General features: G+C 63.4%; 20 protein-coding genes and 1 pseudogene. All 21 read left to right on the top strand.

What is annotated here, in order from left to right; all coding sequences use genetic code 11:
* Nucleotides 1-10 precede the first annotated feature (10 nt).
* The 21 genes and pseudogenes from flgK (at nucleotide 11) to PVZ80_RS24945 (ending at nucleotide 26,360) form a co-directional block, all read left to right on the top strand.
* Nucleotides 11-2,062: a flagellar hook-associated protein FlgK gene (flgK, locus tag PVZ80_RS25045; RefSeq protein ID WP_009047676.1), complete on the top strand. Its 2,052-nt coding sequence runs from the start codon at nucleotides 11-13 to the stop codon at nucleotides 2,060-2,062.
* Between the two features lie 13 nt (nucleotides 2,063-2,075).
* On the top strand, nucleotides 2,076-3,650 hold the full coding sequence (locus PVZ80_RS25040) for a flagellar hook-associated protein 3 (RefSeq protein ID WP_009047677.1): 1,575 nt from the start codon (nucleotides 2,076-2,078) through the stop codon (nucleotides 3,648-3,650).
* Nucleotides 3,651-3,771: 121 nt separating this feature from the next.
* Nucleotides 3,772-7,344, top strand: a complete 3,573-nt coding sequence (locus tag PVZ80_RS25035) for a glycosyltransferase (protein WP_273864718.1) — start codon at nucleotides 3,772-3,774, stop codon at nucleotides 7,342-7,344.
* A gap of 307 nt (nucleotides 7,345-7,651) precedes the next feature.
* Nucleotides 7,652-8,425, top strand: a complete 774-nt coding sequence (gene rfbF, locus PVZ80_RS25030; protein ID WP_273864717.1) for a glucose-1-phosphate cytidylyltransferase — start codon at nucleotides 7,652-7,654, stop codon at nucleotides 8,423-8,425.
* Entirely contained in the window at nucleotides 8,407-9,489 is a 1,083-nt protein-coding gene (gene rfbG / locus PVZ80_RS25025) for a CDP-glucose 4,6-dehydratase (protein ID WP_273864716.1), read from the top strand. Before rfbF ends, rfbG begins: the two co-directional genes overlap by 19 nt.
* Nucleotides 9,486-10,046 carry a dTDP-4-dehydrorhamnose 3,5-epimerase gene (gene rfbC, locus PVZ80_RS25020; RefSeq protein WP_273864715.1) on the top strand — a complete coding sequence of 187 codons (561 nt, stop codon included), beginning with the start codon at nucleotides 9,486-9,488 and terminating at the stop codon, nucleotides 10,044-10,046. The genes rfbG and rfbC overlap by 4 nt, the downstream gene beginning before the upstream one ends.
* The gene (locus tag PVZ80_RS25015; protein ID WP_273864714.1) at nucleotides 10,043-11,269 is read left to right on the top strand and encodes a class I SAM-dependent methyltransferase; all 1,227 of its coding nucleotides are present in this window, start codon (nucleotides 10,043-10,045) and stop codon (nucleotides 11,267-11,269) included. Before rfbC ends, PVZ80_RS25015 begins: the two co-directional genes overlap by 4 nt.
* A gap of 5 nt (nucleotides 11,270-11,274) precedes the next feature.
* Nucleotides 11,275-12,132, top strand: coding sequence for an NAD-dependent epimerase/dehydratase family protein (locus tag PVZ80_RS25010; RefSeq protein ID WP_029526187.1), 858 nt, complete (start codon nucleotides 11,275-11,277; stop codon nucleotides 12,130-12,132).
* Nucleotides 12,122-13,192: a class I SAM-dependent methyltransferase gene (locus tag PVZ80_RS25005; RefSeq protein WP_009047683.1), complete on the top strand. Its 1,071-nt coding sequence runs from the start codon at nucleotides 12,122-12,124 to the stop codon at nucleotides 13,190-13,192. The genes PVZ80_RS25010 and PVZ80_RS25005 overlap by 11 nt, the downstream gene beginning before the upstream one ends.
* A 19-nt stretch (nucleotides 13,193-13,211) precedes the next feature.
* On the top strand, nucleotides 13,212-13,949 hold the full coding sequence (locus PVZ80_RS25000; protein ID WP_038631001.1) for a cephalosporin hydroxylase family protein: 738 nt from the start codon (nucleotides 13,212-13,214) through the stop codon (nucleotides 13,947-13,949).
* A 50-nt stretch (nucleotides 13,950-13,999) separates the two neighbouring features.
* Entirely contained in the window at nucleotides 14,000-16,948 is a 2,949-nt protein-coding gene (locus PVZ80_RS24995) for a TIGR00180 family glycosyltransferase (RefSeq protein ID WP_135006323.1), read from the top strand.
* 30 nt (nucleotides 16,949-16,978) lie between these two features.
* Nucleotides 16,979-17,980 carry a UDP-N-acetylglucosamine 4,6-dehydratase (inverting) gene (pseB, locus tag PVZ80_RS24990; RefSeq protein WP_009047686.1) on the top strand — a complete coding sequence of 334 codons (1,002 nt, stop codon included), beginning with the start codon at nucleotides 16,979-16,981 and terminating at the stop codon, nucleotides 17,978-17,980.
* Complete coding sequence (pseC, locus tag PVZ80_RS24985) at nucleotides 17,977-19,149, top strand: UDP-4-amino-4,6-dideoxy-N-acetyl-beta-L-altrosamine transaminase (protein ID WP_009047687.1); 1,173 nt, start codon at nucleotides 17,977-17,979, stop codon at nucleotides 19,147-19,149. The genes pseB and pseC overlap by 4 nt, the downstream gene beginning before the upstream one ends.
* On the top strand, nucleotides 19,146-19,853 hold the full coding sequence (gene pseF / locus PVZ80_RS24980) for a pseudaminic acid cytidylyltransferase (protein WP_273864713.1): 708 nt from the start codon (nucleotides 19,146-19,148) through the stop codon (nucleotides 19,851-19,853). Before pseC ends, pseF begins: the two co-directional genes overlap by 4 nt.
* Nucleotides 19,850-20,893: pseudogene (gene pseG / locus PVZ80_RS24975) on the top strand (UDP-2,4-diacetamido-2,4,6-trideoxy-beta-L-altropyranose hydrolase); the annotation flags it as partial. The gene pseF and the pseudogene pseG, both read left to right, overlap by 4 nt.
* Nucleotides 20,894-20,975: 82 nt before the next feature.
* Nucleotides 20,976-22,028: a pseudaminic acid synthase gene (gene pseI, locus PVZ80_RS24970; protein WP_124310616.1), complete on the top strand. Its 1,053-nt coding sequence runs from the start codon at nucleotides 20,976-20,978 to the stop codon at nucleotides 22,026-22,028.
* Nucleotides 22,029-22,252: 224 nt separating this feature from the next.
* Nucleotides 22,253-23,179 carry a ketoacyl-ACP synthase III gene (locus PVZ80_RS24965; protein WP_009047691.1) on the top strand — a complete coding sequence of 309 codons (927 nt, stop codon included), beginning with the start codon at nucleotides 22,253-22,255 and terminating at the stop codon, nucleotides 23,177-23,179.
* An 82-nt stretch (nucleotides 23,180-23,261) separates the two neighbouring features.
* Nucleotides 23,262-24,554, top strand: coding sequence for a motility associated factor glycosyltransferase family protein (locus tag PVZ80_RS24960; protein WP_273864711.1), 1,293 nt, complete (start codon nucleotides 23,262-23,264; stop codon nucleotides 24,552-24,554).
* A complete protein-coding gene (locus tag PVZ80_RS24955) occupies nucleotides 24,551-24,820 on the top strand; it encodes a hypothetical protein (protein WP_009047693.1) in 270 nt (89 codons plus the stop codon). The genes PVZ80_RS24960 and PVZ80_RS24955 overlap by 4 nt, the downstream gene beginning before the upstream one ends.
* A 250-nt stretch (nucleotides 24,821-25,070) precedes the next feature.
* Nucleotides 25,071-25,922, top strand: coding sequence for a flagellin domain-containing protein (locus PVZ80_RS24950; RefSeq protein WP_009047694.1), 852 nt, complete (start codon nucleotides 25,071-25,073; stop codon nucleotides 25,920-25,922).
* 72 nt (nucleotides 25,923-25,994) lie between these two features.
* Nucleotides 25,995-26,360 carry a flagellar protein FlaG gene (locus PVZ80_RS24945; RefSeq protein WP_009047695.1) on the top strand — a complete coding sequence of 122 codons (366 nt, stop codon included), beginning with the start codon at nucleotides 25,995-25,997 and terminating at the stop codon, nucleotides 26,358-26,360.
* The last annotated feature ends 15 nt before the right edge of the window (nucleotides 26,361-26,375 follow it).

Raw genomic sequence — 26,375 nt, 5'->3', positions numbered from 1 at the left:
GGTCTGAATCATGAGTTTGCTCAATATCGGGATGTCGGGGCTGTCAGCCAGCCAAACGTCGTTGATGACCACGGGTAACAACATCGCCAACGCCGATACCGCCGGTTACTCGCGCCAGCAGACCGTGCAGGGCAGCAAGGCTTCGAACCAGTACGGTAACGTCTTCATCGGCAGCGGTACTACCCTGGCCGACGTGCGCCGGGTGTACAACAGCTACCTGGATGCCCAGCTGCAGACCACCACCTCGCTGAACAGCGATGCCGCCGCCTACCTGGGCCAGATCACCCCAGTGGACAAGCTGCTGTCGGACAGCGGCACCGGCATCACCGGCGCGCTGACCAAATTCTTTGCCTCGATGCAGAACGTCAACGCCAAGCCGGCCGACGATGCCTCGCGCCAATTGCTGCTCAGCGACGCGCAAGCCCTGAGCAACCGCTTCAATTCCGTTTCCAGCCAGTTGAACGAGCAGAACGCCAACATCAACGGCAACCTGAGCAGCATGGCTGACCAGGTCAACAAGCTGGCGGCCACTGTTGCCCAGCTGAACCAGAAGATTTCCGAAGTCTCCAGCGGCGGCGGCATGCCCAACGACCTGCTCGACGCGCGCAACGAGACGCTGCGCCAGCTGTCGCAGTTCGTCAAGGTGGATGTCTCGGAGCGCGGTTCGAGCGTCGATCTGTACCTGGGCAGCGGCCAGCCGCTGGTCGTGGGTAACACCACCAGCAAGCTGGAAGTGGTCCCTGGCAAGACCGACCCGACCCGTTCTTCGCTGCAACTCAATCGCGGCTCGAGCACTATCGATGTGACCTCGGTGGTCACCGGTGGCGAGATCGGCGGCCTGTTGCGCTATCGCAACGAGGTGCTGGACCCGGCGATGAACGAACTGGGGCGCGTGGCCCTGGTGATCGCCGACCAGGTCAACAGCCAGCTCGGACAAGGTATCGACAAGAACGGCGAGTTTGGCGCGGCGCTGTTCAACAACATCAACAGTGCGGCCCTGATCAGCCAGCGCAGCATTGCCAACGGCAACAACAGCGCCGGCTCGGGCAACCTCGATGTGACCATCAAGGACACCGGCAAGCTGACCATCAGCGACTACCAGGTGACCTTCACCAGCGCCACCGACTACACCGTCAAGCGCTCCGACGGCACCAGCCTGGGCGCGTTCAGCACCACCACCACGCCGCCACCGGTGATCGACGGTTTCACCCTGAGCCTCAACGGCGGGGCGATGAGTGCCGGCGACAGTTTCAAGATCACCCCGACCCGCAACGCGGCGACCACGATCAAGACCGAACTGACCGACGCCAAGCGCCTGGCCATCGCCGCGCCGCTGAATGCCGAAGTGCTGCCAGGGGCCACCGGTTCGCTGAGCATTCCAGGCCTGCCGACAGTCAAGCCGGCGCTGGACATCTACAACTCGGCCGCCAACGCCGAGATGCAGACCGCGATCAAGAACTCGGTACCGGTCAAGCTGGTCTTCGACGCCCCCGCGGGCGGTAGCCAGGGCTACAAGTACTACGATGCCAAGGGCACGTTGATGGGCACCGGTTCGATCGTACCGGGGCAGAACAACACGCTGAACCTGCAGATCAAGATGGTCGATGCCAGCGGCAACCCGATCACCGACGGCGGCACACCGCCGGTGCAGAAAACCTTCACCGTGGAAATGAGCGTCGCCGGCTCGCCGAAGGACGGCGAAGGACTGAACGTCAAGTTCAACGGCGCCGGTTCCACCGACAACCGCAACGGCATCGCGCTGGCGGGGCTACAGACCAAGCAGACCGTGGATACTGGTTCGGCCAGCAAGGGCATCACCCTGGTCGACGCCTACGGCAAGCTGGTGGAGAACGTCGGTGCCAAGGCCAGCCAGGGCAAGCTCGACAGTGCGGCCACCGAGGCGATCCTGGCCAACGCCAAGGGCGCGCGGGACTCGTTGTCCGGGGTCGACCTGGATGAGGAGACCGGCAACCTGGTCAAGTACCAGCAGTACTACACCGCGTCCTCGCAAATCATCAAGGCGGCGCAGGAAACCTTCGCCACCCTGATCAACAGCCTTTAAGGAGTCGTAGTCCATGCGTATTTCCACCGCCCAGTTTTACGAGTCCTCGGCTGCCAACTACCAGAAGAACTTCGCCAATGTGGTCAAGAGCAGCGAAGAGGCCAGCAGCCTGGTTCGCGTCAACACCGCGGCCGACGATCCGGTAGGCGCCTCGCGCCTGCTGCAACTGGGCCAGCAGGCTTCGCTGTTGAGCCAGTACTCGGCCAACACCACCTCGATCAAGGCATCCCTGGGCCAGGCCGAATCGGTCCTGACCAGCATCACCAACGTTCTGGCACGTGCCCAGGAACTGGCGAGCGGAGCTGGCAACGCCGGTTACACCGACGATGACCGCAAGGCCAATGCCGCCGAACTGGCGCAGATCGAAGAGCAGCTATTGAGCCTGATGAACACCCAGGACGAAAACGGCAAATACATCTTTGCCGGTTCCCAGGGCGACACCGTGCCGTTCACCCGCAACTCCGACGGCACCTACAGCTACAACGGCGACCAGACCACGCTGAACCTGCCAGTGGGCGACACCATGTCCATGGCCACCAACACCACCGGCTGGGCCGCCTTCCAGCAAGCCATCAACACCAGCCGCAGCCAGGTCAGCATGACTGCCCCGGCAGTGGATGACGGTCGGGTGACGCTGTCCAACGGCCAGGTGTCTTCGAATCCGAAGTACAACAGCGAGTTCCGCAGCGGCGAGCCGTACACCATCAGCTTCCTCAGCAGCACTCAGTTCAAGATCACCGACAGCGCCGGCAACGACGTGACGTCCGAGGCCAGCCAGAATGGCTCCTTCTCCTCCAGCAAGGGCGCCGAGGCACAGACCGTCAGTTTCCGTGGCGTCGATCTGCGCCTGAGCATCAACCTGAAACCCGGCGATGCCACCCCCCCGAACACGGAGATCGCCGGTCACAGCTTCACCCTGGCGGCCAAGCCCGACTCCTTCAATGTCTCGCGCAGCCCGGGCAACCCGTCGACCGCGGTGGTGACTGGTGCCAGCGTCAGCAACAACAACGCCTACAACGCCAGCTTCCCGAGCGGCGGTGCGATCCTCAAGTTCACCAGCGCCACCGACTACGAGCTGTATGCGTCGCCGTTGACTGCTGACAGCAAGCCGGTTTCCACCGGCACCATGGCCGGCTCCACCGCCACCGCGTCTGGTGTGAACTTCACCTTCAGCGGTACCCCGGCGGCGGGCGACCAGTATGTGGTGGCGGTCAACAACCACCAGACCCAGAACGTCCTCGACACCATTCACCAACTGCGTACCGTGCTGGATACCCCCACCAACGGTGATCCGATCGCCATCCAGAAACTCAACGCCGGGTTGCAGGCGGGGATGGCCAACCTGGCCAGCGGCGCCAACCAGGTGGCGAGCGCGGTCAGCGACATCGGCGGCCGGGGTTCGGCGCTGGATATCCAGAACGAGACCAACCTGAGCCTGAGCGCGGCCAACACCCAGACCCAGTCGGCGATCCGCGATTCCGACCCGGCCGAGGTGATGACCCGCCTGACCCTGCAACAGACCATGCTGCAAGCTTCGCAACTGGCCTTCAGCAAGATTGCCCAGCTGGGCCTGTTCAACAAGGTCTGAGCCTGAGCCGGTCGCGCTCCTGTGAGCGCGGCCGCGCCGTCGAGCCGTCAACCGTCTTCATTAAGCGGTTCCGGGGCCCGCGCCTGACCAGGCCGGGCCCGCCGCTCGAGAGTTTCCCGCCGTGAATCAACGCCCTCTAGTCAGCATCGTCATCCCAGCCTTCAATCCGCGCTTCTTCAGCCAGGCGTTCGAGAGTGCGCTGGCCCAGACCTGGGAGCGGGTCGAAATCGTCATCTGCGACGACTCGGCCGGCGACGAGATTCGTGAGGTGGTCGAGGCCATCGTAGAGCCTCCCCATCCGGTGCGTTATCTGCGCAACCCACAACGCCTGGGCCTGCAGAAGAACCTGCTGCGCTGTGTCGAAGAGGCGCGGGGCGAGCTGATCAAGATCCTCTGTGACGACGATCGCCTGTTCGCCCCGAGCATCGCCCTGCAGGCCCAGGTGCTGGTCGATCATCCCGAGATCAATCTGGTCTGCGCCCTGCGCATGATGAGCGATGCCGGTAACTTCATTCTGCCGCCGCGGGTCGAGAACGCCCGGCTGTCGCCGAACGACGCCATGCTCAAGGGCGACGACATGCTGGCGATCCTCGAGAGCACGCCACGCAACTTCCTTGGCAATTTCAGTTCGACCCTGATGCGTCGCGCCGACGTGCTCGAGCTGTTGCCAGCCTTGACCCAGGAGGGCGCAGGTTTCCTCGCGTTGCTGGATCTGGCGCTGTTCGTGTGCCTGATGCGGCGTGGCAACCTGGCGCTACTTAACACTGTGCTGAGCACCGAGCGCCTGTATCCGGAACGCTTGAGCAAGCAGCCGGAAATGCAGCGGGCGGAGAAGATCGAATGGGACTGGCTGGCGCAGATGCTCGCCGCGCGCAGCGGCGAGTCGGCCCCGGCCTCGGGCTGGGTGCGTTGCGTCGACCTGGCAAAAATGTCCGAGCCATCCTGGCAGTGGGACGAACTCTGCGTGACCCGGGTGCTCGGCAACCGCAACACCGTGGTCAGTGGTCGGGTCGGCGGCGAGAGCGAAAGTTATGCCGACTTCTACCAGGAGTGGCTGGCGATCCGGCGTTTCAGCGAGACCGAGAAACGCCATCTGCCACAGCGTATCGCCAGCTGGTCAGCGCGACCGCAGATCGTGCCCGTGGTGATCGATGTGGATGCGGATGGTGTGGCACTGGAGTCGACCTTGCAAAGCCTGGCGCAGCAGCTGTATGCGCCGCAGGCAATCCTGGTCCTGTCCAATGCCGAATGCGCGGAGCACGAACGCGTGCTGCAACTGCCACTGGAAACACCGTGGCCGCAGCAGCTCAATGCGCTGGTGCCGCAGCTGGAAGGTTGCCACTGGTTTTACCTGCTGCGCGCCGGCGACCTGCTCCAGGAATCGGCGCTGCTGATCCTCGCCGAGCGCATCGCCGCGACGCCGGGCGCGCTGTGCATCTACAGCGATGAAGGCGCGCGGATCGAGGGCGAGTCCAGCGATCCGGTGTTCAAGCCGGACTTCAACCTGGACCTGATGCGCGGTTACCCCTATGTCGGCCGGATGCTGGCATTCGAGCGCGAACGTTTTCTGGCTCTGGGCGGTTTCGATCCGGCCTTCGGCGAACTGGCCCCCCATGACGTGCTGTGGCGCCTGGTGGAAGAGGCGGGGCCACAGACCATCGGACACATTGCCGAGATCCAGGTCGAGAGCCCATACAATTTCGCCGACTGGCTGTCGCTGCCCGAAGTGATCGAGGGCAACGCCGGCCTGGTCGGTGCGCATCTGGACAGGATCGGCGTCGAGCACCGGATTCGTCATGACGAATTGCCGCTGCTCAACCACATCGACTACCTGTTCCCGCAGCGGCCGCTGGTGTCGATCATCATCCAGGCCGGCGATTCGCTGGCGGCCTTGCAGCGCTGCACCGAAAGCCTGATCGAAAAGACTGCCTACAGCCATTACGAGATCCTGATCGTCGATAGCGGCAGCCGCGACCCGGCCATGGCCGCTTGGCTGGAGGCGATGGCGCAGCTGGGCGCCGACATGCTGCGGGTGTTGCCGTTCGCCGGCAGCGGCACTGAGGCGGCGGTACGCAATTACGCAGCGCAACAGGCGCGCGGCGAATACCTGCTGTTGCTCAGCGCCAATGCCCTGATCTGCTCCGGCGACTGGCTGGACGAACTGCTCAATCACGCCCGGCGGCCGGAAGTCGGCGTGGTGGGAGCACGGATGCTCGGCCTGGACGGCTCGATTGTGCATGCGGGGCTGATCCTTGGCCTGGCCGGCGCTGCCAGTTCGCCGTTCCAAGGCGAGGCCGCCAGCGCCCGCGGTTACATGCAGCGCTTGCAGGTGCCGCAGAGCTGGAGTGCGGTCAGTGGCGATTGTCTGATGGTGCGCAAGGAAGTCTTTGACAGTGTCGGCCAGCTGGATGAGGTCAGCTATTCCCGGGGGCTGAGTGATGTCGACCTGTGCCTGCGGGTCAACCGCGACGGTTACCTGGTGGTCTGGACGCCCTATGCCAGCTTGATGCTGGCGCCCGTCGAGCAGGCGCCGCAAGCGCCAGGAGCCCTGGAGCGACAGGAGCGCGAGCACGACACCTTCTATCGCCGCTGGATGCCTCTGGTCGCCCGCGATCCGGCCTACAACCCGGCCCTGAGCCTGGGGTATTCCAGCTTCAGCCTGGAGGTGGGGCTGCGCGACAACTGGAACCCGTTCTCGACCCGGGCCTTGCCGCTGGTGCTCGGCTTGCCGGTAACCAAAACGGCAGTGGGCCATTACCGGGTGACCGCGCCCCTCATGGCGCTGGAAGAGGAAGGGCGGCTGCTCGGTCGGTTCGCCTATGAGTCCCCGTCGAGTGTGGAGATTGAGCGCCTGTCCCCCGATTCGATCATTCTGCAATGTCGCTACAGCGGCGGCGCGGAGAGCGATATCCAGCGTATGAAAAACTACTCCAGTGCCCTGAGGGTATTCGAGCTGGACGACTACGTGATCAGCGCGCCGAAGAAAAACTCCCATGCGCGCAACACGCCGGTCAATACCGAAGAAATGCTGCGCCAGAGCATTGCTCTGTGTGATCGGGTAGTGGTCACCACGCAACCGCTGGCCGATACGCTGTCGGGAATGCACAGCGATATCCGGATCGTGCCGAACATGCTGCCGGTCGATCCCTGGGGCAGTCTGACCAGCCGCCGCGGCACCTCGAGCAAGCCACGGGTAGGCTGGGGGGGAGGGACCAGCCACACCGGCGACCTGGAAATTATTGTCGATGTGGTGCGTGAGCTGGCCAATGAAGTCGAGTGGGTGTTCTTCGGCATGTGTCCGGACGAGCTGCGGCCTTATGTCCATGAGTTCCACTCCGTCATTAGTCTGCAGGCCTACCCGTTCAAACTGGCCAGCCTCAACCTCGACCTGGCCCTGGCGCCGCTGGAGTTTCACATCTTCAACGACTGCAAGAGCAACCTGCGCCTGTTGGAATACGGTGCCTGCGGTTACCCGGTGATCTGCACCGACACCGAGGCCTATCGCGGCTACCTGCCGTGTACCAAGGTCGTGAGTAACAGCACCCAGGAGTGGATCGAGGCGATCCGCATGCACCTGGCCGACCCCGACGCCAGCTACCGCATGGGCGATGCGCTGCGCGAAGAAGTCCTGCGCGACTACATGCTGCGGGGCAACAACCTGAATCTATGGCTGCAGGGGTGGCTGCCGGATTGATGGGGTGCGGGAACACAACCAGCCAGGCTTAGACGCCTGGCTTTTTTATGGCGGCGATTCAGGGGCAGGTTTCGCCGCTCAAGCACCTCTTGTCGTACTGTCCCATGGCCTATTCCACAGCCCCAGGGTCATGGACCCGGGACCCAGGAGCTGGCGCGTTTCCTGCAAGCCCCCCTCGATATCGCCATAAAACGAGCGTTTTCGCTGACCCGCGAAACGCCGTCAACGGCACAAGGTTTTATCCAGAAGGCCCGCAAAAAGCTCGGTACAGCTTGGCAGAGCCCTGTGACGAACAAGAGGGGAGACGATGAAGGCAGTTATTTTGGCGGGTGGCCTGGGTACGCGCATCAGCGAGGAGTCCCATCTCAAGCCCAAGCCGATGATCGAGATTGGTGGCAAGCCAATTCTCTGGCACATCATGAAGCAGTACTCCGCCCACGGCATTCACGACTTCGTGATCTGCCTGGGCTACAAGGGGTACGCGATCAAGGACTTCTTCGCCAACTACTTTCTGCACACCTCCGATGTCACCTTCGACATGCGGGAAAACCGCATGGACGTTCACCAGAACTACAGCGAGCCCTGGCGCGTGACGCTGATCGACACCGGTGAGGAAACCATGACCGGCGGCCGTCTGCGCCGGGCCGGGCGTTACCTGGAGAACGAAGAAGCCTTCTGCTTCACCTACGGCGACGGTGTGTCCGACCTGAATATCGGCGCCCTGGTGGACTTCCACCTGGCCCACGGCAAGCACGCGACCGTCACCGCGGTGCAGCCGCCCGGCCGTTACGGCGCTCTGGAGCGCGACGGCGACAGCGTCCTGGGCTTTACCGAAAAGCCCCGCGGTGAGGGTGGCTGGATCAACGGTGGCTTCTTCGTGCTGTCGCCCAAGGTGTTGCCGCTGCTGAGCGCCGACGACACGGTGTGGGAAGCCGAGCCGCTGACTACCCTGGCCCGGCAAGGCCAGTTGCACGCCTTCCAGCACGACGGCTTCTGGCATCCGATGGACACCCTGCGTGACAAGAACCACCTGGAGCAGCTCTGGCAGAGTGGGGAGGCCCCATGGAAGCAATGGGACTGAGCCCGCAATTCTGGCGCGGCAAGCGGGTCCTGCTGACCGGCCACACCGGCTTCAAGGGCAGCTGGCTGACCCTGTGGCTGCAAAGCCTGGGGGCCGAAGTCAGCGGTTTTTCCCTGGACCCTGCGACCGAGCCGAGTCTGTTCGAGCTGGCGCGGGTCGCCGAGGGCATCAACGACCAGCGTGGCGACCTGCGCGATCTTGGCGCCTTGCTGGAGCTGATCGCCGAGACGCAGCCGGAAATCGTCCTGCACCTGGCGGCGCAACCGCTGGTGCGCGAGGGCTATCGCGACCCGCTGGGTACTTACTCGAGCAACGTGATGGGCACCCTGAACCTGCTGGAAGCGATCCGCCAGGTCGGCGGCGTGCGCGCCTGCGTGCTGGTGACCACCGACAAGGTCTACGCCAACCAGGAATGGCTGTGGCCCTACCGCGAAAACGAAGCCCTGGGTGGGCATGACCCCTACAGCAGCAGCAAGGCGTGCTGCGAATTGCTGGCGCAGTCCTATGCCGCCTCATTCTTCCCGGCCGAGTGTTATGCCGAGCATGGCCTGGCCCTGGCCACCGCGCGTGCCGGCAACGTGCTGGGCGGCGGCGACTTTGCCCCGGAACGGCTGATTCCCGATGTGCTCAAGGCCTGGTCGGCCGACGAGCCGGTGACCCTGCGCTACCCGCAGGCGGTGCGCCCGTGGCAGCACGCCCTGGAGCCACTGGCCGGCTACCTGCAACTGGCCGCCGGGCTCTACGAACAAGGGCCGCAGTTCGCCGGGGCCTGGAACTTCGGGCCAAGCGAAGTGGACATGTGCAGCGTCGGCGAAGTGGTCGAGTTGCTGGCCGCGCGCTGGCCGGCGGCCCCCGGCTTGCGCATCGAACCGAGCGACCTGCACGAGGCCGGCCTGTTGCGCCTGGACAGCAGCCGCGCACGCCAGCTGCTGGCCTGGCAACCGCGCTGGTCGCTGCAGCAATGCCTGGCGCAGACCCTGGATTGGCACCTGGCCTGGCAACGTGGCGACGATATGCGCGCTGTGACCCTCGCTCAACTGAATCTGTACCGGGGCGCGCTGTGAGCGAGTTTTCCTTGAAACAGCTGCCGCTGGCCGGGCTGTTCAGCGTCCAGCACAAACGCTTCGAAGATCAGCGCGGACACTTCGCCCGGCTGTTCTGCGAAGGCAGTCTGAGTGCATTCGGCAGCGAGTTTCATATCCGCCAGATCAACCATTCCTGTACCCGCGAGAAGGGCAGTGTGCGCGGTCTGCATTACCAGAACGCCAATGCGCCGGAAGCCAAGCTGATTACCTGCCTGCGCGGCGAGGTGTGGGATGTGGCGGTGGATCTGCGTCCGGACTCCGAGACCTTTCTGCACTGGCACGGCGAGCACTTGAAGGCCGGCGATGGCCGCAGCCTGCTGATCCCGGCCGGATTCGCCCACGGTTTTCAGACCCTCACCGACGACGCCGAGCTGCTCTACCTGCACAGCGCCGATTACACGCCGGAGCACGAGGGCGGTCTGTCGGTGAATGATCCACGGCTGGCGATTGCCTGGCCGTTGCCTGTCAATAATCTGTCGGCCCGGGATTCCAGCCATCCCGCGCTCGATCAACACTTTGCTGGAGTGCGTCTATGAACTGCCGTGGGTGCGCCGCACCGCTGAGCCTGCCGTTGATCGACCTCGGCACCTCACCACCGTCCAACGCCTATGTGCATGCCGAGCGTCTTGAACAGGCCGAGCAATGGGTGCCGCTGAAGGTTGCCGTGTGCCAGCAATGCTGGCTGGTACAGACCGAGGATTACACCAGCGCCGAAAGCCTGTTCGATGCCGAATACGCCTATTTCAGTTCGTTCTCCAGCACTTGGCTGGCCCACGCCGAGCGCTATGTGGCCGAGATGGTCGAGCGCTTTGGCTTGACGGCTGACAGCCGTGTGGTGGAAGTCGCCGCCAACGACGGTTACCTGTTGCAGTACGTGGCCGCTCGCGGGATCAAATGCCTGGGCGTCGAGCCGACCCGCAGCACCGCGCAAGCCGCGCGGGAAAAAGGCCTGGAGATTCGTGAGCTGTTCTTCGGTCGCGACACCGCCGCGCAGCTGAAAAACCAAGGCTGGGCGGCGGACCTGATGGCGGCCAACAATGTGCTGGCCCATGTACCGGACATCAACGATTTCCTCGGTGGTTTCGCGACGCTGCTCAAGCCGACCGGCGTGGCCACCTTCGAATTCCCGCAACTGCTGACGCTGATGGCCGGCGCGCAGTTCGACACCCTATATCACGAACACTATTCCTATCTGTCCCTGACCGCGGTGCAGGCACTGTGCGAGCGCAACGGACTGGAAGTCTTCGACGTCAGCCAGCTGCCGACCCATGGCGGTTCGCTGCGGGTTTTCGTCCAGCGCAAGGACGGCGAACGCCGCGCCGTGCAACCGGCGGTGCAGCAGCAGTTGCAAACCGAGTTCGACGCGGGCGTGAAGACCCCCGAGTACTACGCAACCCTGGCGCCGGCCGCCGAGCGCATCAAGCATGACCTGCTGCGCTTCCTGCTCCAGGCCAAGGCCGAAGGCAAGCGCGTGGTGGGTTACGGCGCCGCGGCCAAGGGCAACACCTTGCTCAATTACGCCGGGGTCAAGCCGGACCTGCTGGCCTGGGTCGCCGACGCCAGCCCGCACAAGCAGGGCAAGTTCCTGCCTGGCAGCCGGATTCCGGTGGTTGCGCCAGAGCGTATCGACAGCGAGCGCCCGGACTATGTGCTGGTGCTGCCGTGGAACCTGCTGTCGGAAGTCAGCGAGCAGCTGGCTCACGTTCGGCAGTGGGGCGGGCGCTTCGTGATCGCCGTGCCCGAGTTGAAGCTGCTGTGAGTGGCTTGAAGGTACTGGTCACCGGGGCCAGCGGGTTTGTCGGTCGGCATCTGGTCGCCGCCTTGCTGGCCCGTGGTTGCCAGGTGCGGGCGCTGGCTCGTGATCCACAAAAGCTGGCCGCCATGCCCTGGGCTGGAGCGGTGGAGCGGGTGGCCGCGGACGTGCATGCCGTCGATAGCGATATCGCCTCCCTGGTCGACGGCGTCGATGCCCTGGCGCACCTGGCCTGGCCGGGGCTGCCGAACTACAAGGCGCTGTTCCATCTCGAGCACAACCTGATGGCCGACTACCGGTTCATCAAGGCCGCGGTCGAGGCGGGCGTGCCCCAGGTCATGATCACCGGTACCTGTTTCGAATACGGTATGCAGAGCGGTCCGCTCGACGAGCAGACACCGGCGCAGCCGAGTAATCCCTATGGGTTGGCCAAGCACAGCTTGCGGCTGTTCCTGGAAAACCTGCAGCAGCAGCTGCCTTTCACCTTGCAATGGGCGCGGCTGTTCTATCTGCATGGTGTTGGGCAGAACCCCAACAGCCTGCTGGCCGCCCTGGACCGGGCGATCGACGCCGGCGATGCGGTGTTCGACATGTCCGCCGGCGAACAGCTGCGCGATTACCTGGCCATCGAGGACGCCGCCGCCAGCCTTGCAGCGCTGCTGCAACGGCGGGATTTTTCCGGGGTGGTCAACTGTTCCAGCGGCCAGCCGATATCGGTTCGTGCGCTGGTCGAACGACGGGTGCGCGAGCGCGGCTCGATGATCCGCCTGAACCTGGGGCATTACCCCTATCCCGCCCATGAGCCCATGGCGTTCTGGGGGGCGAACCAGCGCCTGCAACAACTATTGGGAGCAGAACATGGGGCATGAGTTGTATCGGGTCATGGACCTGCCGGTGCTGCAGAACCGCACCTTCGCCGACGCGCAGAGCGCCAGGGCGTCGGCCTCTGCCGACATGGTGCTGGTGCAGGACGAGGAGAGCGGCCTGATCTTCAACCAGGCTTTCGACCCCGACAAGCTGAGCTACGACAGCGACTACCAGAACGAGCAGGCCCACTCGGCGCAGTTCCAGCGCCACCTGCAGGATGTCGAGGGCATCATCGCCCGGCATTTCAAGGGCCGCGAGTTGATCGAGGTCGGTTGCGGCAAGGGCTATTTCCTCGAGCTGCTGCGTGAGCGGGGCTACCGCATTACCGGCATCGACCCGGCCTACGAGGGCGATAACGCCGATGTGATCAAGGCGCCCTTTACCCGTGGCCTGGGCCTGTCGGCCGATGCCGTGGTGTTGCGCCATGTGCTGGAGCATATCGCCGACCCGCGGGCGTTCCTGGCGGAGATGGCCGAGGCCAACCAGGGCGGGCAGATCTACATCGAAGTACCGTGCTTCGACTGGATCGTCGAGCATCGCGCCTGGTTCGACGTGTTCTACGAGCATGTGAACTACTTCCGCCTGGATGACCTGCGGCGGATGTTCGGCACCGTGCACGAAGCCGGTCACCTGTTCGGCGGCCAGTACCTGTACGTGGTGGCCGACCTCGGCACCTTGCGTGAGCCGGGCGAGACAGCGGTCGAGCGCCTGGAGATGCCGCTGGATTTCACCGCCAGCATCGAGCGCGCCAAGCAGATCATCCAGGCCCAGCCCGAGGCGGGTTCGGCGATCTGGGGCGCGTCGTCCAAGGGCGTGATCTATTCGCTGTTCCTGCAGCGCGCGGGCGTTTCGGTGGACCAGGTGGTGGATATCAATCCGGCCAAGCAGGGCCGTTATCTGCCCCTGAGCGGCGCCCGCGTGTCGTCCCCCGAAGAGGTCATGGCGACCTTGCCCGAGGGCGCCAACCTGTTTGTGATGAATTCCAACTATCTCGACGAAATCAAGCGCATGACCGATGGGCGTTATGTCTATCACGCAGTCGACAGCGCTTCGTTCCAATGACGTTTATTGAGACCCGACCATGACCGACAACAGCATCAACCAAGCCTTCGAAGCCGAGTGCCAGGCGCAGATCCGCGCCCAGGGCGAAGACCAGAAACTCAAGGGCCTGGCGCGCGACTTCTTCAACGAGTCCGCCGGCCACAAGTACAGCTATCACTTCTCCTGGATGGGCCGCCCGATCATCCAGCTGCCCCAGGACATGATGGCCATGCAGGAGATCATCTGGCGGGTCAAGCCGGACCTGGTGATCGAATGCGGCATCGCCCACGGTGGCTCGATCATCTACTACGCCTCGCTGCTCGAACTGCAGGGCCACGGCGAAGTGCTGGGCATCGACCTGGATATCCGCGCCCATAACCGCGAAGCCATCGAAAGCCATCCGATGAGCAAGCGGATCAAGATGATCGAAGGCTCGAGCATCGATCCGGCGATTGCCGAGCAGGTGCGTGCCGCGGCCGCGGGCAAGAAAGTCATCCTGGTCCTGGACTCCAACCACACCCACGAGCACGTGCTCGAAGAGCTGCGCCTGTATGCGCCGCTGGTGTCGGTGGACAGCTACTGCGTGGTGATGGACACCGTGGTCGAGGACATGCCGGCGGACTTCTTCCCGGACCGTCCATGGGGCCCGGGCGACAACCCGAAAACCGCGGTCTGGGCCTACCTGGAAGAGAACCGCGACTTCGAGATCGACTACCAGATGCAGAACAAGCTGCTGATCACCGTGGCGCCGGATGGCTATCTGCGTCGCGTTCGTTGAATTCAATGGTTTGCAGGTAACAGCACTTTGCCGGTTGTGGGGAAACACTGATGCAGGTTCAAGACAAGGCTCAAAACACTAGCGCACCGTTGAGCGAGCGTTTCACGCTGGTGGTGATGTCCCACAATCGCAAGGCGTTCTTGCGCCGCACCTTGCAGTACTACAGCACCTACCCCTGCAAGATCCTGGTGCTGGACTCTTCGCTGCACGCCGACGCAAGCCTGGCCGGGCAGTTCCCCCAGGTCGACTACCGGCATCTGCCGCAGTACACCTACAAGGGCCTGCAGGACAAGCTGACCTACGGTGTCGGGCAGGTGACGACGCCGTACATGGTGTTTGCCGCCGACGACGACTTCCTGCTGCATGGCGCGCTGACCGAGTCGGTGGAGTTTCTCGAAGCCAACCCCGACTACGGCCTGTGCCACGGCTACGGGATGATGTACCTGGCCCGCGCCGCCGAGGTGAACTACTACCGGCGCGATTGCCGGGTGATCGAGGACTACGCCTCGGAAGATGCCGGCGAGCGGGTCATGGCGTTCATGAGCCATTTCCTGCCGCCGTTCTACGCGGTGACCCGCACCGACCTGCTGCAACAGTGGTACAGCCTGCTGCCGCCGGGGACCAGCTTCGAATGGCAGGAAATCGGCCATACCTTCTTCCTGCTGGCCTCGGCCAAGGCACGGATCCTGCCGATCCCGTTCGCCGTGCGGGAGGTCAACTACAACGCCTCGGAGCACAACACCGATGTGTTGACGGTGCTGACCTACGGCGACGCCAAGTCGGTGGCCCAGCGCGAGGCGTTCGCCGGGTTCCTGGCGTCGTTGCCCACCGGCTTGAGCGCCCAGGGGCCGCAACAGGCCAAGCAGCTTGCCCTGGACAGCTTCAGGGCCATGGCCGAGTGCCTGCTCACCGGGCGCTCGCTCAATGGCAAGATGATTTTCCGTTCGGCCTGGGTCGAGCCCGGGGCCGAGCCGGTGCGTTCGTTCGGCCCGGAGCAGTTCGTCGAGATGCCGTTCTACAACAAGCCGATGTTCGACCTGTTGACCGAGTTCGAATTCCTCATGCATGCGATGCCGGCTGGCCGCCTGCAGCTCCAGGAGCTTGAAGGCGTACTGCTCAAGCAGCAGGAACTGATGCAGGTACAACCCAACGACACCGATCGCACCCTGCGCAGCCGCTTGTGGGAGGCGCTGTCGTGCAACCTGTTCAACCTTGAGGTGGTCCGGCGTCTGGCGGCCTCGCTGCAGGCTTCCACGGAGCAGGACTCCGAGGAACAGAACGATGCCCGCAAATTGCAGGTCTGGGCCGAGCGCCTGGCGTCGGTGCCTTTCCAGGACGGCCCGGGGCTGCTGGAAAACATGCCTTCGGGGCGCCTGCTGAAGTGGCTGGAGGCGCGCAACCCCGAGGCGCAACAGCTCAAGGCGATCAACGAGCACCTGGCCCGGCACAACGGTGGACCGAGCTTCGGCATCCTGCTGCTCGACCTCGACGCGGACATGGTCAAGTTGCAGGCGACCTTCGACAGCCTGGTCAACGGCCATTGCCGCTCCTTCCAGGTGGTGGTCTTCACCACGGGCGACCTGCCGGCGACCACCACCGCCCAGGACACCGTGCATTTCGTCAAGGTCAGCACCAGCAACTATGTGGAGCGAATCAACCAGGTCGCGGCGCAATCCTCCCGTGACTGGTTGCTCCTGGCCCGTGCCGGCGAGCGTTTCACCGCCAGCGGCCTGCTGCGCGCGAGCCTGGAACTGCTCGGCGCGCAAGGGTGCCGCGCGGTGGCCATGGACGAAATCCACTACGGCGCCGATGGCGCGCTGAAGGATGTGTTCCGCCCGGGTATCAACCTCGACCTGCTGCAAAGCGTGCCGGACATGATGGCCGGCCACTGGCTGATTCGCCGGGATGTGCTGGCGGCTGCCGGCGGCTATTCGACGGCCTTTCCACAAGCCATGGAATACGACCTGCTGCTGCGCCTGATCGAAGACGGCGGGCTGGCGGGCCTGGCCCACCTGGCCGAACCGCTGTTGCTCGGCCAGGCCCCGACAGCGCAGGAGAACACCCAGTACAGCCAGGTGTTGACTCGTCATCTGGGCAAGCGTGGCTACCGGGCCCAGGTCAGCTCGGCGCAAACCGGCGTCTACCAGATCAACTACGGTCATGGCGAACGTCCGCTGGCCTCGATCATCCTGCGCAGCGAGGACAACCTCGAGCAGCTGCAGCGCTGCCTGGTCAGCGTGCTGCAACGCACGCGCTACCAGCGTTACGAAGTGGTCATCGCCGACAACCATAGCCAGTCTGCAGAACTGGCCGACTGGCTCACCAGCCTGGAGCAGAAGGGCGATCGTATCCGCGTGCTGCGCAGCCCGCAGCGCCTGAGCGGCGCGGCGCTGTACAACGCGGCGAGCCAGGAGGCCCGCGGCGACTACCTGGTGCTGCTGGCGGCCGACGGCGAAGTGGTCAATGCCGACTGGATGGAGAGCCTGCTCAATCAGGCGCAGCGGCCGGAAGTGGGGATCGTCGGCGCGCGCCTGGTGGATGCCAAGGGTGGGACCACCTCGGCCGGCCTGGTGCTCGGGCTGAACGAGCATCTGGGCGCGGCATTCGCCGGTGAGCCGAAAGGCGCCAGTGGCTACCTGAACGGCTTGCTGGCCGAGCAGAACTATTCGGCGGTTTCCGGCGCCTGCCTGATGATTCGCAAGGACGTCTATAACGCCGTCGGCGGCCTGGACGAAGAACATTTCGCCGAAGCATTCGCTGATGTCGACCTGTGCCTGAAGGTCGCCGATGCCGGGCTGTTGACGGTCTGGACCCCGCAGGTGCAGATCCTCCATCCGGGCACCCTGGCGGACGATGCCCAGGCCGCGGCGGCGCTGCGTGACAAATGGCAGGCCCGCTTCGAGCACGATGTGGCCTACAACCAGAACCTGAGCCGGAGCGGCAAGGGCTTCACCCCTGGCGCTCCTGCCAGTGTCGACTGGGCACAGCTGCTCGCATAAGCCTGGCTGACAGGAAAAAGGACTCAAGGCATGTTCAACGGCAAATCGATTTTTATCTCCGGCGGCACCGGTTCGTTCGGGCGCAATTTCATCCGGCGTCTGCTGGAGCAATACCAGCCCAAGCGGGTGGTGGTGTTCTCCCGCGATGAACTGAAACAGTACGAAATGCAGCAGACCTTCAATGCGCCCTGCATGCGTTATTTCCTTGGCGACGTGCGCGATGCCGAGCGCCTGCGCCAGGCCATGCGCGGGATCGACTATGTGGTGCACGCCGCGGCCCTGAAGCAGGTGCCGGCCGCGGAATACAACCCCACCGAGTGCATCCGCACCAACGTCAACGGCGCGGAAAACATCATCGCCGCGGCCATCGACAATGGCGTGAAGAAAGTGGTCGCGCTGTCCACCGACAAGGCGGCCAGCCCGGTCAACCTGTATGGCGCGACCAAGCTGCTGTCGGACAAGCTGTTCGTCGCGGCGAACAATATCGCCGGCGACCAGCCGACCCGTTTTGCCGTGGTGCGCTACGGCAACGTGGCCGGCTCCCGGGGTTCGGTGGTGCCGTTCTTCAGCAAGCTGATCGCCGAAGGCGCCCGCGAGCTGCCGATCACCGACGAGCGCATGACCCGTTTCTGGATTACCCTGGATCACGGGGTGCAGTTCGTGCTCGACAGCTTCTCGCGCATGCATGGCGGTGAAGTCTTCGTGCCGAAGATCCCGTCGATCCGGATCGTCGACCTGGCGCGTGGCATGGCGCAAAACCTGCCGCACAAGCAGGTGGGCATTCGTCCGGGGGAAAAACTCCACGAGCTGATGGTGCCGCTGGATGACGCGCGCATGACCCTGGAGTTCGCCGATCACTACACCATCCAGCCGTCGATCCGCTTTACCAACGTCAATGTCGACTTTGCCGTGGACGGCCTGGGCGAGCGCGGGCGACCGGTGGACGAGCAGTTCGAATACCGCTCCGACACCAATCCGCATTTTCTCTCGGTGGGCCAGATCGCCGAGCTGCATGCCGGGCTGTCGGCATGATTCCCTACGGGCGCCAGAGTCTCGACCAGGCGGACATCGATGCGGTGGTCGCGGTGCTGCAGTCCGACTGGCTGACCCAGGGGCCGACCATCGAACGCTTCGAACAGGCCATGGCAGCCCGCTGCGAGGCCGGCCATGGGGTGGCGGTATGCAACGCCACGGCGGCCTTGCACATTGCCTGCCTGGCCGCCGGGCTGGGACCGGGAGACCGGCTGTGGACCACGCCCAATACCTTCCTGGCCTCGGCCAACTGTGGCCGTTATTGCGGCGCCGAGGTGGATTTCGTCGATATCGATCCGCACACCTGGAACATGGATGCCCGGGCGCTGGCGCACAAGCTGGAGGCCGCCGAACGCACGGGCCGCCTGCCCAAGGTGGTGGTGGCGGTGGCGTTCTCCGGGCAAAGCTGCGACATGCGCGCCATGGCGCAGCTGGCGCAGCGTTATGGCTTCGTGCTGATCGAGGATGCCTCCCACGCGGTGGGTGCCTCCTATGCCGGGCGGCCGGTGGGCTGTGGCGAATTCGCGACGATGACGGTGTTCAGCTTTCATCCGGTGAAGATCATCACCAGCGCCGAGGGCGGCATGGTCCTGACCAACAGCCCGCAACTGGCGGACCACCTGCGGCGCTTGCGCAGCCACGGCATGACCCGCGACCCGGCGCAGATGACCGAGCCCAGCCACGGACCCTGGTACTACCAGCAGACCGAGCTGGGCTTCAATTACCGCATCACCGATCTGCAGGCGGCCCTGGGCTTGTCCCAACTGGACAAGCTCGACGCGTTCATTGCCAGGCGCCGGCAGCTGGCGGCCCGTTATGACCACCTGCTGGCCGATCTGCCGCTGACCCTTCCGCAGGCTCAGGAGCAGGCGCAGTCGGCATGGCATCTGTACGTGGTGCGCTTGCAACCCGAACGCATCCGCCGCTCCCATCGCGAGGTATTCGAGGCATTGCGCGAGGCCGGGGTCGGGGTCAATCTGCATTACATCCCGGTGCATCTGCAGCCGTATTACCGCGACCTGGGATTCGCCGCGGGGGATTTCCCCGAGGCCGAGCGCTACTACGCCGAGGCCATCAGCCTGCCGCTGTTTCCGGCGCTGGAGGATGAGCAGCAGACGTATGTGGTCGAGCAATTGCGCCAGCTTATCCAGGAGCCCGCCCAGCCTTGAGTGCCATCGCCATCATTCCCGCCCGTGGCGGCAGCAAACGCATCGCGCGCAAGAACCTCAAGCCGTTCGACGGCGTGCCGATGATTGCCCGCTCGATTGCGACGGCGCTGCGCTCCGGGTTGTTCGACCAGGTGCTGGTCAGTACCGAAGACCCGGAGATCGCCGAGCTGGCCAGGGCCTGCGGCGCCACGGTGCCGTTCATGCGCCCGGCCGAGCTGGCGGACGATTTCACCGGCACCGGGCCGGTGATCGTGCATGCTTTGCAGCAGTTGCAGGAGCGTGGCGAGATCTTCGATTACGCCTGCTGCATTTACGCCACCGCGCCTTTGCTGCAGCTGCGCTACCTGCGCCAGGGCCTGGCGGCGCTGGAGGCTCATCCTGAGAAGTCCTTCGCGTTTTCCGTGTGCAGCTTCGCGTTTCCGGTGCAGCGGGCCCTGACCCTCGACGAGCAGGGCGCGCTGACCTCGCTTTATCCGGAGTTTCGCAACACACGCTCCCAGGACCTGCCACCGGCCTATCAGGATGCCGGGCAGTTCTATTGGGGGCGCAGCGAGGCCTGGTTGCGCGGCGACCTGGTGTTTTCCCCGCTCAGCCTGCCGGTGATCCTGCCGCGGCATCTGGTGCAGGACATCGACACCGAGGAAGACTGGCTGCGCGCGGAGTACCTGTACGCGGCGCTAAAAGCCGGTGGAGAGCTGGAGTGAGGGTGCTGATCCGGGCCGATGCCTCGCCGGCCATTGGCAGCGGCCATATCGCCCGCTGCCTGACCCTGGCCAGGGCGTTGCGCGAGCAGGGCGCCACAGTGGCATTCGCTTGCCGAAGCTTGCCCGGGCAGCAGTTGGAGCGTCTGGCCGAGCTGGGTTTCCTGACGTTCGCCCTGCCGGCGAGTTATCCGGGTGAATGCGCGCAGGACATCGAGGCGCCGCTGCCCTGGCAGGCGGATATCGCCGCCTTGCAGGCTGCGTTGCAGGATCAGCCGCGATTCGACTGGGTGCTGGTCGATCACTACGGCCTCGACTGGCAGTGGCAGCAGGCGGCGCGGCAATGGGCACCGCGGATTGCCGCCATCGATGACCTGGCCAATCGACGGCATGCCGTTGATCTGTTGCTCGACCAGAACTTCAGCGGCACACCGCAGGCCTATGCCGATTTGATCGACGCTGAGTGTCGGGCGCTGCTGGGGCCGCATTTCGCCTTGCTGCGCGAGGAGTTTCGCTGCCCGCCGATCGCCATTCGCGAGCGAGCGAATCGGGTGCTGGTGAATTTCGGCGGTTTCGATGCGGCCAGCCAGACATACCAGGCGATGCTGGCCTTGAGTGCGTTCGACGGCCTGGAGGTGGATTTTGTCGCCGGGGCCGGTAACCCGGCCTGGGCGCAGATGCAGGAACTGGCGGCCGGTCGCGGGCATTGGCGCTTGCACGCCTATGTCAGCGACTTTTCCCGCTTGATGGCCGAGGCCGACCTGTTTATCGGTGCCGGCGGCGGCACCAGCTGGGAGCGCGCCGCCCTGGGCCTGCCGACCCTGTGCATCAGCGTCGCTGGCAATCAAGAGGCCAATGCCCGGCTGTTGGCCGAGGCAGGCATGCATGTCTACCTGGGGCCCAGCGAGCAGGTGAGCGTCGAGCAGATCCGTCAGGCGGTCGCGGCGCTCGTCGGCGATTACCCGCAGCGCCAGAGCCTGGCGCAACGCTCCCGGCAATTGGTCGACGGGCAGGGCGCATCGCGGGTGGCGGTGGCCCTGTTCGAGATGACCCGCAATCCATTGCGCCGTGCTGGGGATGACCCGGCCACCGGCGAATTTACGCGTGAATCGAAGGAAAACCCCAATGACTAGTTTCAAGATCGGCTCGCGCTCGATTGGCGCCGGTTCGCCGCCGTTCATCATTGCCGAGATGAGCGGCAACCATAACCAGTCGCTGGACGTTGCCCTGCAGATCGTCGAGGCCGCGGCCAAGGCCGGCGCCCATGCCCTGAAGTTGCAGACCTATACCGCCGACACCATGACCCTGGACCTGGAGCATGGCGAATTCTTCATCAAGGATCCGGCCAGTCTCTGGGCCGGTTCCTCGCTGTATGCCCTGTATGAAAAGGCCCACACACCCTGGCAGTGGCACGCGTCGATCTTCGCCCGCGCCAGGGAATTGGGAATGCTGGCATTCTCCACGCCGTTCGATGAGAGCGCGGTGGACTTCCTCGAAAGCCTCGACGTGCCGGCCTACAAGATCGCCAGTTTCGAAAACACTGACCTGCCGCTGATTCGTCGGGTCGCGGCCACCGGCAAGCCGCTGATCATTTCCACCGGCATGGCCAGCATCGCCGAGCTGGACGAAAGCGTGCGCGCCGCCCGGGAGGCGGGTTGCAAGGACCTGGTGTTGCTCAAGTGCACCAGCACCTACCCGGCTTCGCCGGAGAACAGCAACATCCTGACCATCCCGCATTTGCGCGAGCTGTTCGGCTGCGAGGTCGGTTTGTCCGATCACTCCATGGGCGTCGGGGTTTCGGTGGCCGCCGTGGCGCTGGGCGCCACGGTGGTGGAGAAACACTTCACCCTCGACCGCGCCGCCGGCGGGGTGGATGCGAGTTTTTCCCTGGAACCGGCGGAGCTGCACAGCCTGGTGGTGGAAACCGAACGTGCCTGGCAGGCTCTGGGCCAGGTGCGTTACGGCGCGACCGAGGCCGAGCGGCAATCGGTGTTGTACCGCCGTTCCCTCTATGTCACCCGCGATATGGCGGCGGGGGAGGTGTTCAGCAGCGATAACGTCAGGGCCATTCGTCCGGGCCTGGGGCTGGCCCCCAAGCACATCGACGCGATCCTCGGGCGTTGCGCGCGCCAGGCCCTCAAGCGTGGCACCGCACTGGATTGGGCATTTGTCGAATAGTCGTTTGTATGGCTGATTCGGCAAAATAGCGTGACCTGCGAGTCATAACGCGCATCTTCACTGTATTGTATTGACCGGGGAGATGGCGCCTGGCCGGTAAACGGTGCAGTGATAGCCTTCTATTCTTCCCGCTGTCGCCCGTCAGGGGCGCCAGGATGTCTGTTTGTCGGCAGCCCCGGTCCCGATGGTCGGGGTATTCAGCTGTTTATTATTGGGAAGCCGTAATGATTGGCATAAAGAGCATTGCGAGCTACGTGCCTGTAGCCGGCGTAGACAATTACGCACAAGGTGCAAAATTCGAGAAGGATGAAGAGTTCATCCTGGGCAAGATCGGTTCGGCCTTCCTGCCGCGCAAAGACGCCACGCAGGAAACCTCGGACCTGTGTGTCGAAGCAGTCAATGCGCTGTTCGCCAACAACCCGCAACTGTCGCGCGAGTCGATCGACGCGCTGATCGTCGTCACCCAGAACGGCGACGAAGAAGGTCTGCCGCACACCGCCGCCATCGTCCAGGACAAGCTGGGCCTGCCGACTCACGTCGCGGCCTTCGATATTTCCCTGGGCTGCTCCGGTTATGTCTACGGCATCTACGCGCTCAAGGGCTTCATGGAAGCCGCGGGCCTGAAGAACGGCCTGCTGGTCACCGCCGACCCTTACTCGAAGATCGTCGATCCGGAAGACCGCAACACCACCATGCTGTTCGGCGATGCGGCGACCGCGACCTGGATGGGCGAAGACGCTCCCTGGCAGCTGGGCAAGGCCAAGTTCGGCACCGACGGTTCCGGCGCCCCGCACCTGAAAGTCACCGATGGCGTGTTTTTCATGAATGGCCGTCAGGTGTTCAACTTTGCCTTGCTGAAAGTCCCGGCGCATTTGAACGAATTGCTGGATGAGTCGGGCCTGAAGGAGGAGCAGATCGATGCGTTCTGTATCCACCAGGGCAGTGCGGCGATCGTCGACGCCGTGGCGCGCCGTTTCGAAGGCGAGCCGGAAAAGTTCATCAAGGACATGGTCGAGACCGGTAACACCGTGTCGTCGAGCATTCCGCTGCTGCTGGAAAAGCACGTGCTCGAATCGAAGTGGCAACGTGTGGCCCTGAGTGGCTTCGGTGTGGGGCTGTCCTGGGGGTCGGCGATTATCTATCGCCCATGAGTTGATCCCGCGGCATCCAAAAAATAGCGCCCAGGGTGTACCCTGAGCGCTATTTTTTTTGCATGAAGATAGGCGAGACAGCATGAGCGAAAGCTTCGAGGGCAATGCCCAGGCAATACAGGCTCGCTGGCCACGACTGCTTGAACGGTTGCTGGCGGAAGACAGTGCCGGGTTGCAGGCGGATCTGGTCGAAGGCCTGGGTTCGACCTTGAGTATTTCCGGCATTCAGCTCACCAGCCGCCACGATCGCACGGCGGAAGCACGAACCCAGGCAGCGAGCCTGCCGGCCGACAGCCCGGTGATCCATCTGTACGGCACCGGCTTGGGCGACTTGCAGCAGATACTGCTGGAAAACCCGGCGCTGCAACGTTTGCAGGTGCATATCCTGAACGGCGCGGTGTTTGCGTTGGTGCTGCAATTGCTCGATCAGCGGGCCTGGTTGAACGATCCTCGAGTGGAACTGGGTTATGCCGGCGATCTGGCGGAAATCCAGTTGCCGTTCTTCGCCTTGCCGTCCGAGCTGGTGCTGGCAGATGACTACAACGCCAAGATCCGCGATCGTCTGGTTAGCGAGGTGCACCTGGCCTTCAATAACCGTGATTTCGTGGCCGATTCCCCTGAGGTCACCCAGCGCCTGCAATCGAGTGCCGAGTTGGTGACCGGCGACAGTGACGTGGCCGAGTTGTTCGGCACCCAGCCGGGCCGCGAGGTCTTTGTGATTGCCACCGGGCCGAGCCTGGAACGGCATTTCGAGCGCTTGCGCGAGATTCGCGCCCAAGCCCGGCGGCCTCTGTTTATCTGTGTCGATACCGCCTACCGGCCGCTGCTCAAGCAGGGGATCGAGCCGGACATTGTGGTCAGTATCGATCACCGGATTTCCGGCCTGCACCTGCCGCCAGAAAAATCGGCAGCCATCACCCTGGTCTATCTGCCGATGGTCGATCCGCAGATTCTGGCGCTCTGGCAGGGGCCGCGGTATGTCGGGTATTCCGCCAGCCCGATTTACACGCGGATGCGCGAGCAACTGCCCAAGGCACAGTTGTATGTCGGTGGCAGCGTGATTCATCCGGCGGTGGACCTGGCGGTAAAAATGGGTGCCGAGCAGGTCACCCTGTTCGGTGCCGACTTTGCCTTCCCGATGAACAAGACCCATGCCGGCTGGCTCGACGGTGAGCTGGGGCCGCAGTTGGGCGCGGCCAGGCACTGGGTGCTGGATGGGCATGGCCAGCGGGTCAGGACCCAACTCAATTTCCGCAGTTACCTGTGCGAGCTGGAGCGCTTTATCGCCGGTCATCCGCGGGTGCGCTTCTATAACAGCAGTCGGGACGGGGCGATGATCGCCGGGACGACCTATCATCCGGAGTTCAGCCAATGAGCGAAATCGAAGGGTTGATCGCCCGCTTGCAGCAATGCGCCCAAGGCTTTCGCCTGGGGCGTGATGTCGAGGCGGCCATGACCATGGTCCAGTTGATGGGGGCGATCCAGCCGGTGATCGATAGCGCGTCGCAAGAGCAGCGCCAGGACTGGGGGGCATTGCTTGGCCTGATGTTCGAATGCCAGCAAGAACAAAACTGGCTGGCCCTGGCCGACTACCTGCAATACGAATGTGTTGAAGTGCTGTGTTCCCTCTCGACGGACTGAAATATTTCCTGCCTGCCCGGGCGACCTCCTCGCTCGGGCCCTCTCCGGCATTTTTCTGGCGTCATTTTTCCACGGCTTAAGAACGCCGAGCCCTTGATTTACGAGGGGTGGCACGCTGATGGCAAAATTTTTTGAAAATCCCCTAAAGCAACTTGCATTGCCGACGATAACTATTACGAAGGTTCTCTAGGCCATACCCGGCGGTTGCCAGGGCCGGAAGCCGCAGTACCCAACCAACGAGGAATTCGTCATGGCTTTAACAGTAAACACTAACGTCACATCGTTGAACGTTCAGAAGAACCTGAACCGTGCTTCCGACGCTCTGTCGACTTCGATGACTCGCCTGTCTTCCGGCCTGAAAATCAACAGCGCAAAAGACGACGCCGCCGGCCTGCAAATCGCTACCCGTATGACTTCGCAGATCCGCGGTCAGACCATGGCGATCAAAAACGCCAACGACGGTATCTCCATCGCTCAGACCGCTGAAGGCGCGATGCAGGAATCCACCAACATCCTGCAACGTATGCGTGAACTGGCCGTTCAAGCACGAAACGACTCCAACGGTACTGCTGACCGTGTTGCACTGAACAAAGAATTCGCTTCGATGTCGGACGAGCTGACTCGTATCGCCAAGTCGACCAACCTGAACGGCAAGAACCTGATCGACGGTACTGCTGGCACCATGACCTTCCAGGTCGGTTCCAACACCGGTGCTACCAACCAGATCACCATCACTCTGGCCAGCGGCTTCGACGCTACCACCCTGGGTGTTAACTCCGGTGCTATCGCCATTACCGGTAACAACAGCACCACCGCCGAAGCCAGCTCCAAGGCTTCGATCGACGCGATCGACAAGGCTCTGGCAACCATCAACTCCAGCCGTGCTGACCTCGGTGCTGCACAAAACCGCCTGACCAGCACCATTTCCAACCTGCAGAACATCAACGAAAACGCCAGTGCTGCACTGGGTCGCGTACAAGATACCGACTTCGCTGCTGAAACTGCACAGCTGACCAAGCAACAAACTCTGCAACAAGCTTCCACCGCAGTTCTGGCACAGGCCAACCAACTGCCGTCCGCTGTACTGAAACTGCTTCAGTAATAGCTGACTAAGCTTTGGCGGGGGAGTGCGCTGGTCGTGCTCTCTCGCTTTTTACTTTAAGAGGTGATGGACATGGATATGAGCATGAAGCTGAACTTGTCTTATCCTGCGGCCAAGCCGGCAACGCCTGTTGCTGACAAGCCTGTGGAGAAGCCTCGAGCGGACGTTGTGGCGCTGCCGACTGTCAAGGAAGAGAGTAAGAGTGCGCAAACCGAGCAGGACAAACTGAAAATGGCCATTAAGGAAATTGAAGAGTTTGTGCAATCGGTCAAACGTAACCTGGAATTTTCTATCGACGAGCCTTCTGGCAAGGTTGTCGTCAAGGTCATTGCCAGTGACTCCGGTGAGGTGATTCGTCAGATCCCCAACGAAGAAGTCCTGAAGTTGGCCAATAGTTTGAATGATGCGAGCAGCTTGTTGTTCAGCGCTAAAGTCTGACAGCTGGCATGAAAA

The organism is Pseudomonas sp. B3G-3, assembly GCF_028640915.1.
In the GTDB taxonomy this organism is placed as follows: Bacteria; Pseudomonadota; Gammaproteobacteria; order Pseudomonadales; family Pseudomonadaceae; genus Aquipseudomonas; species Aquipseudomonas chlororaphis_I.
Note: the sequence above shows the minus strand (reverse complement) of the source record. Positions and strands in the feature narration are given on the sequence as shown.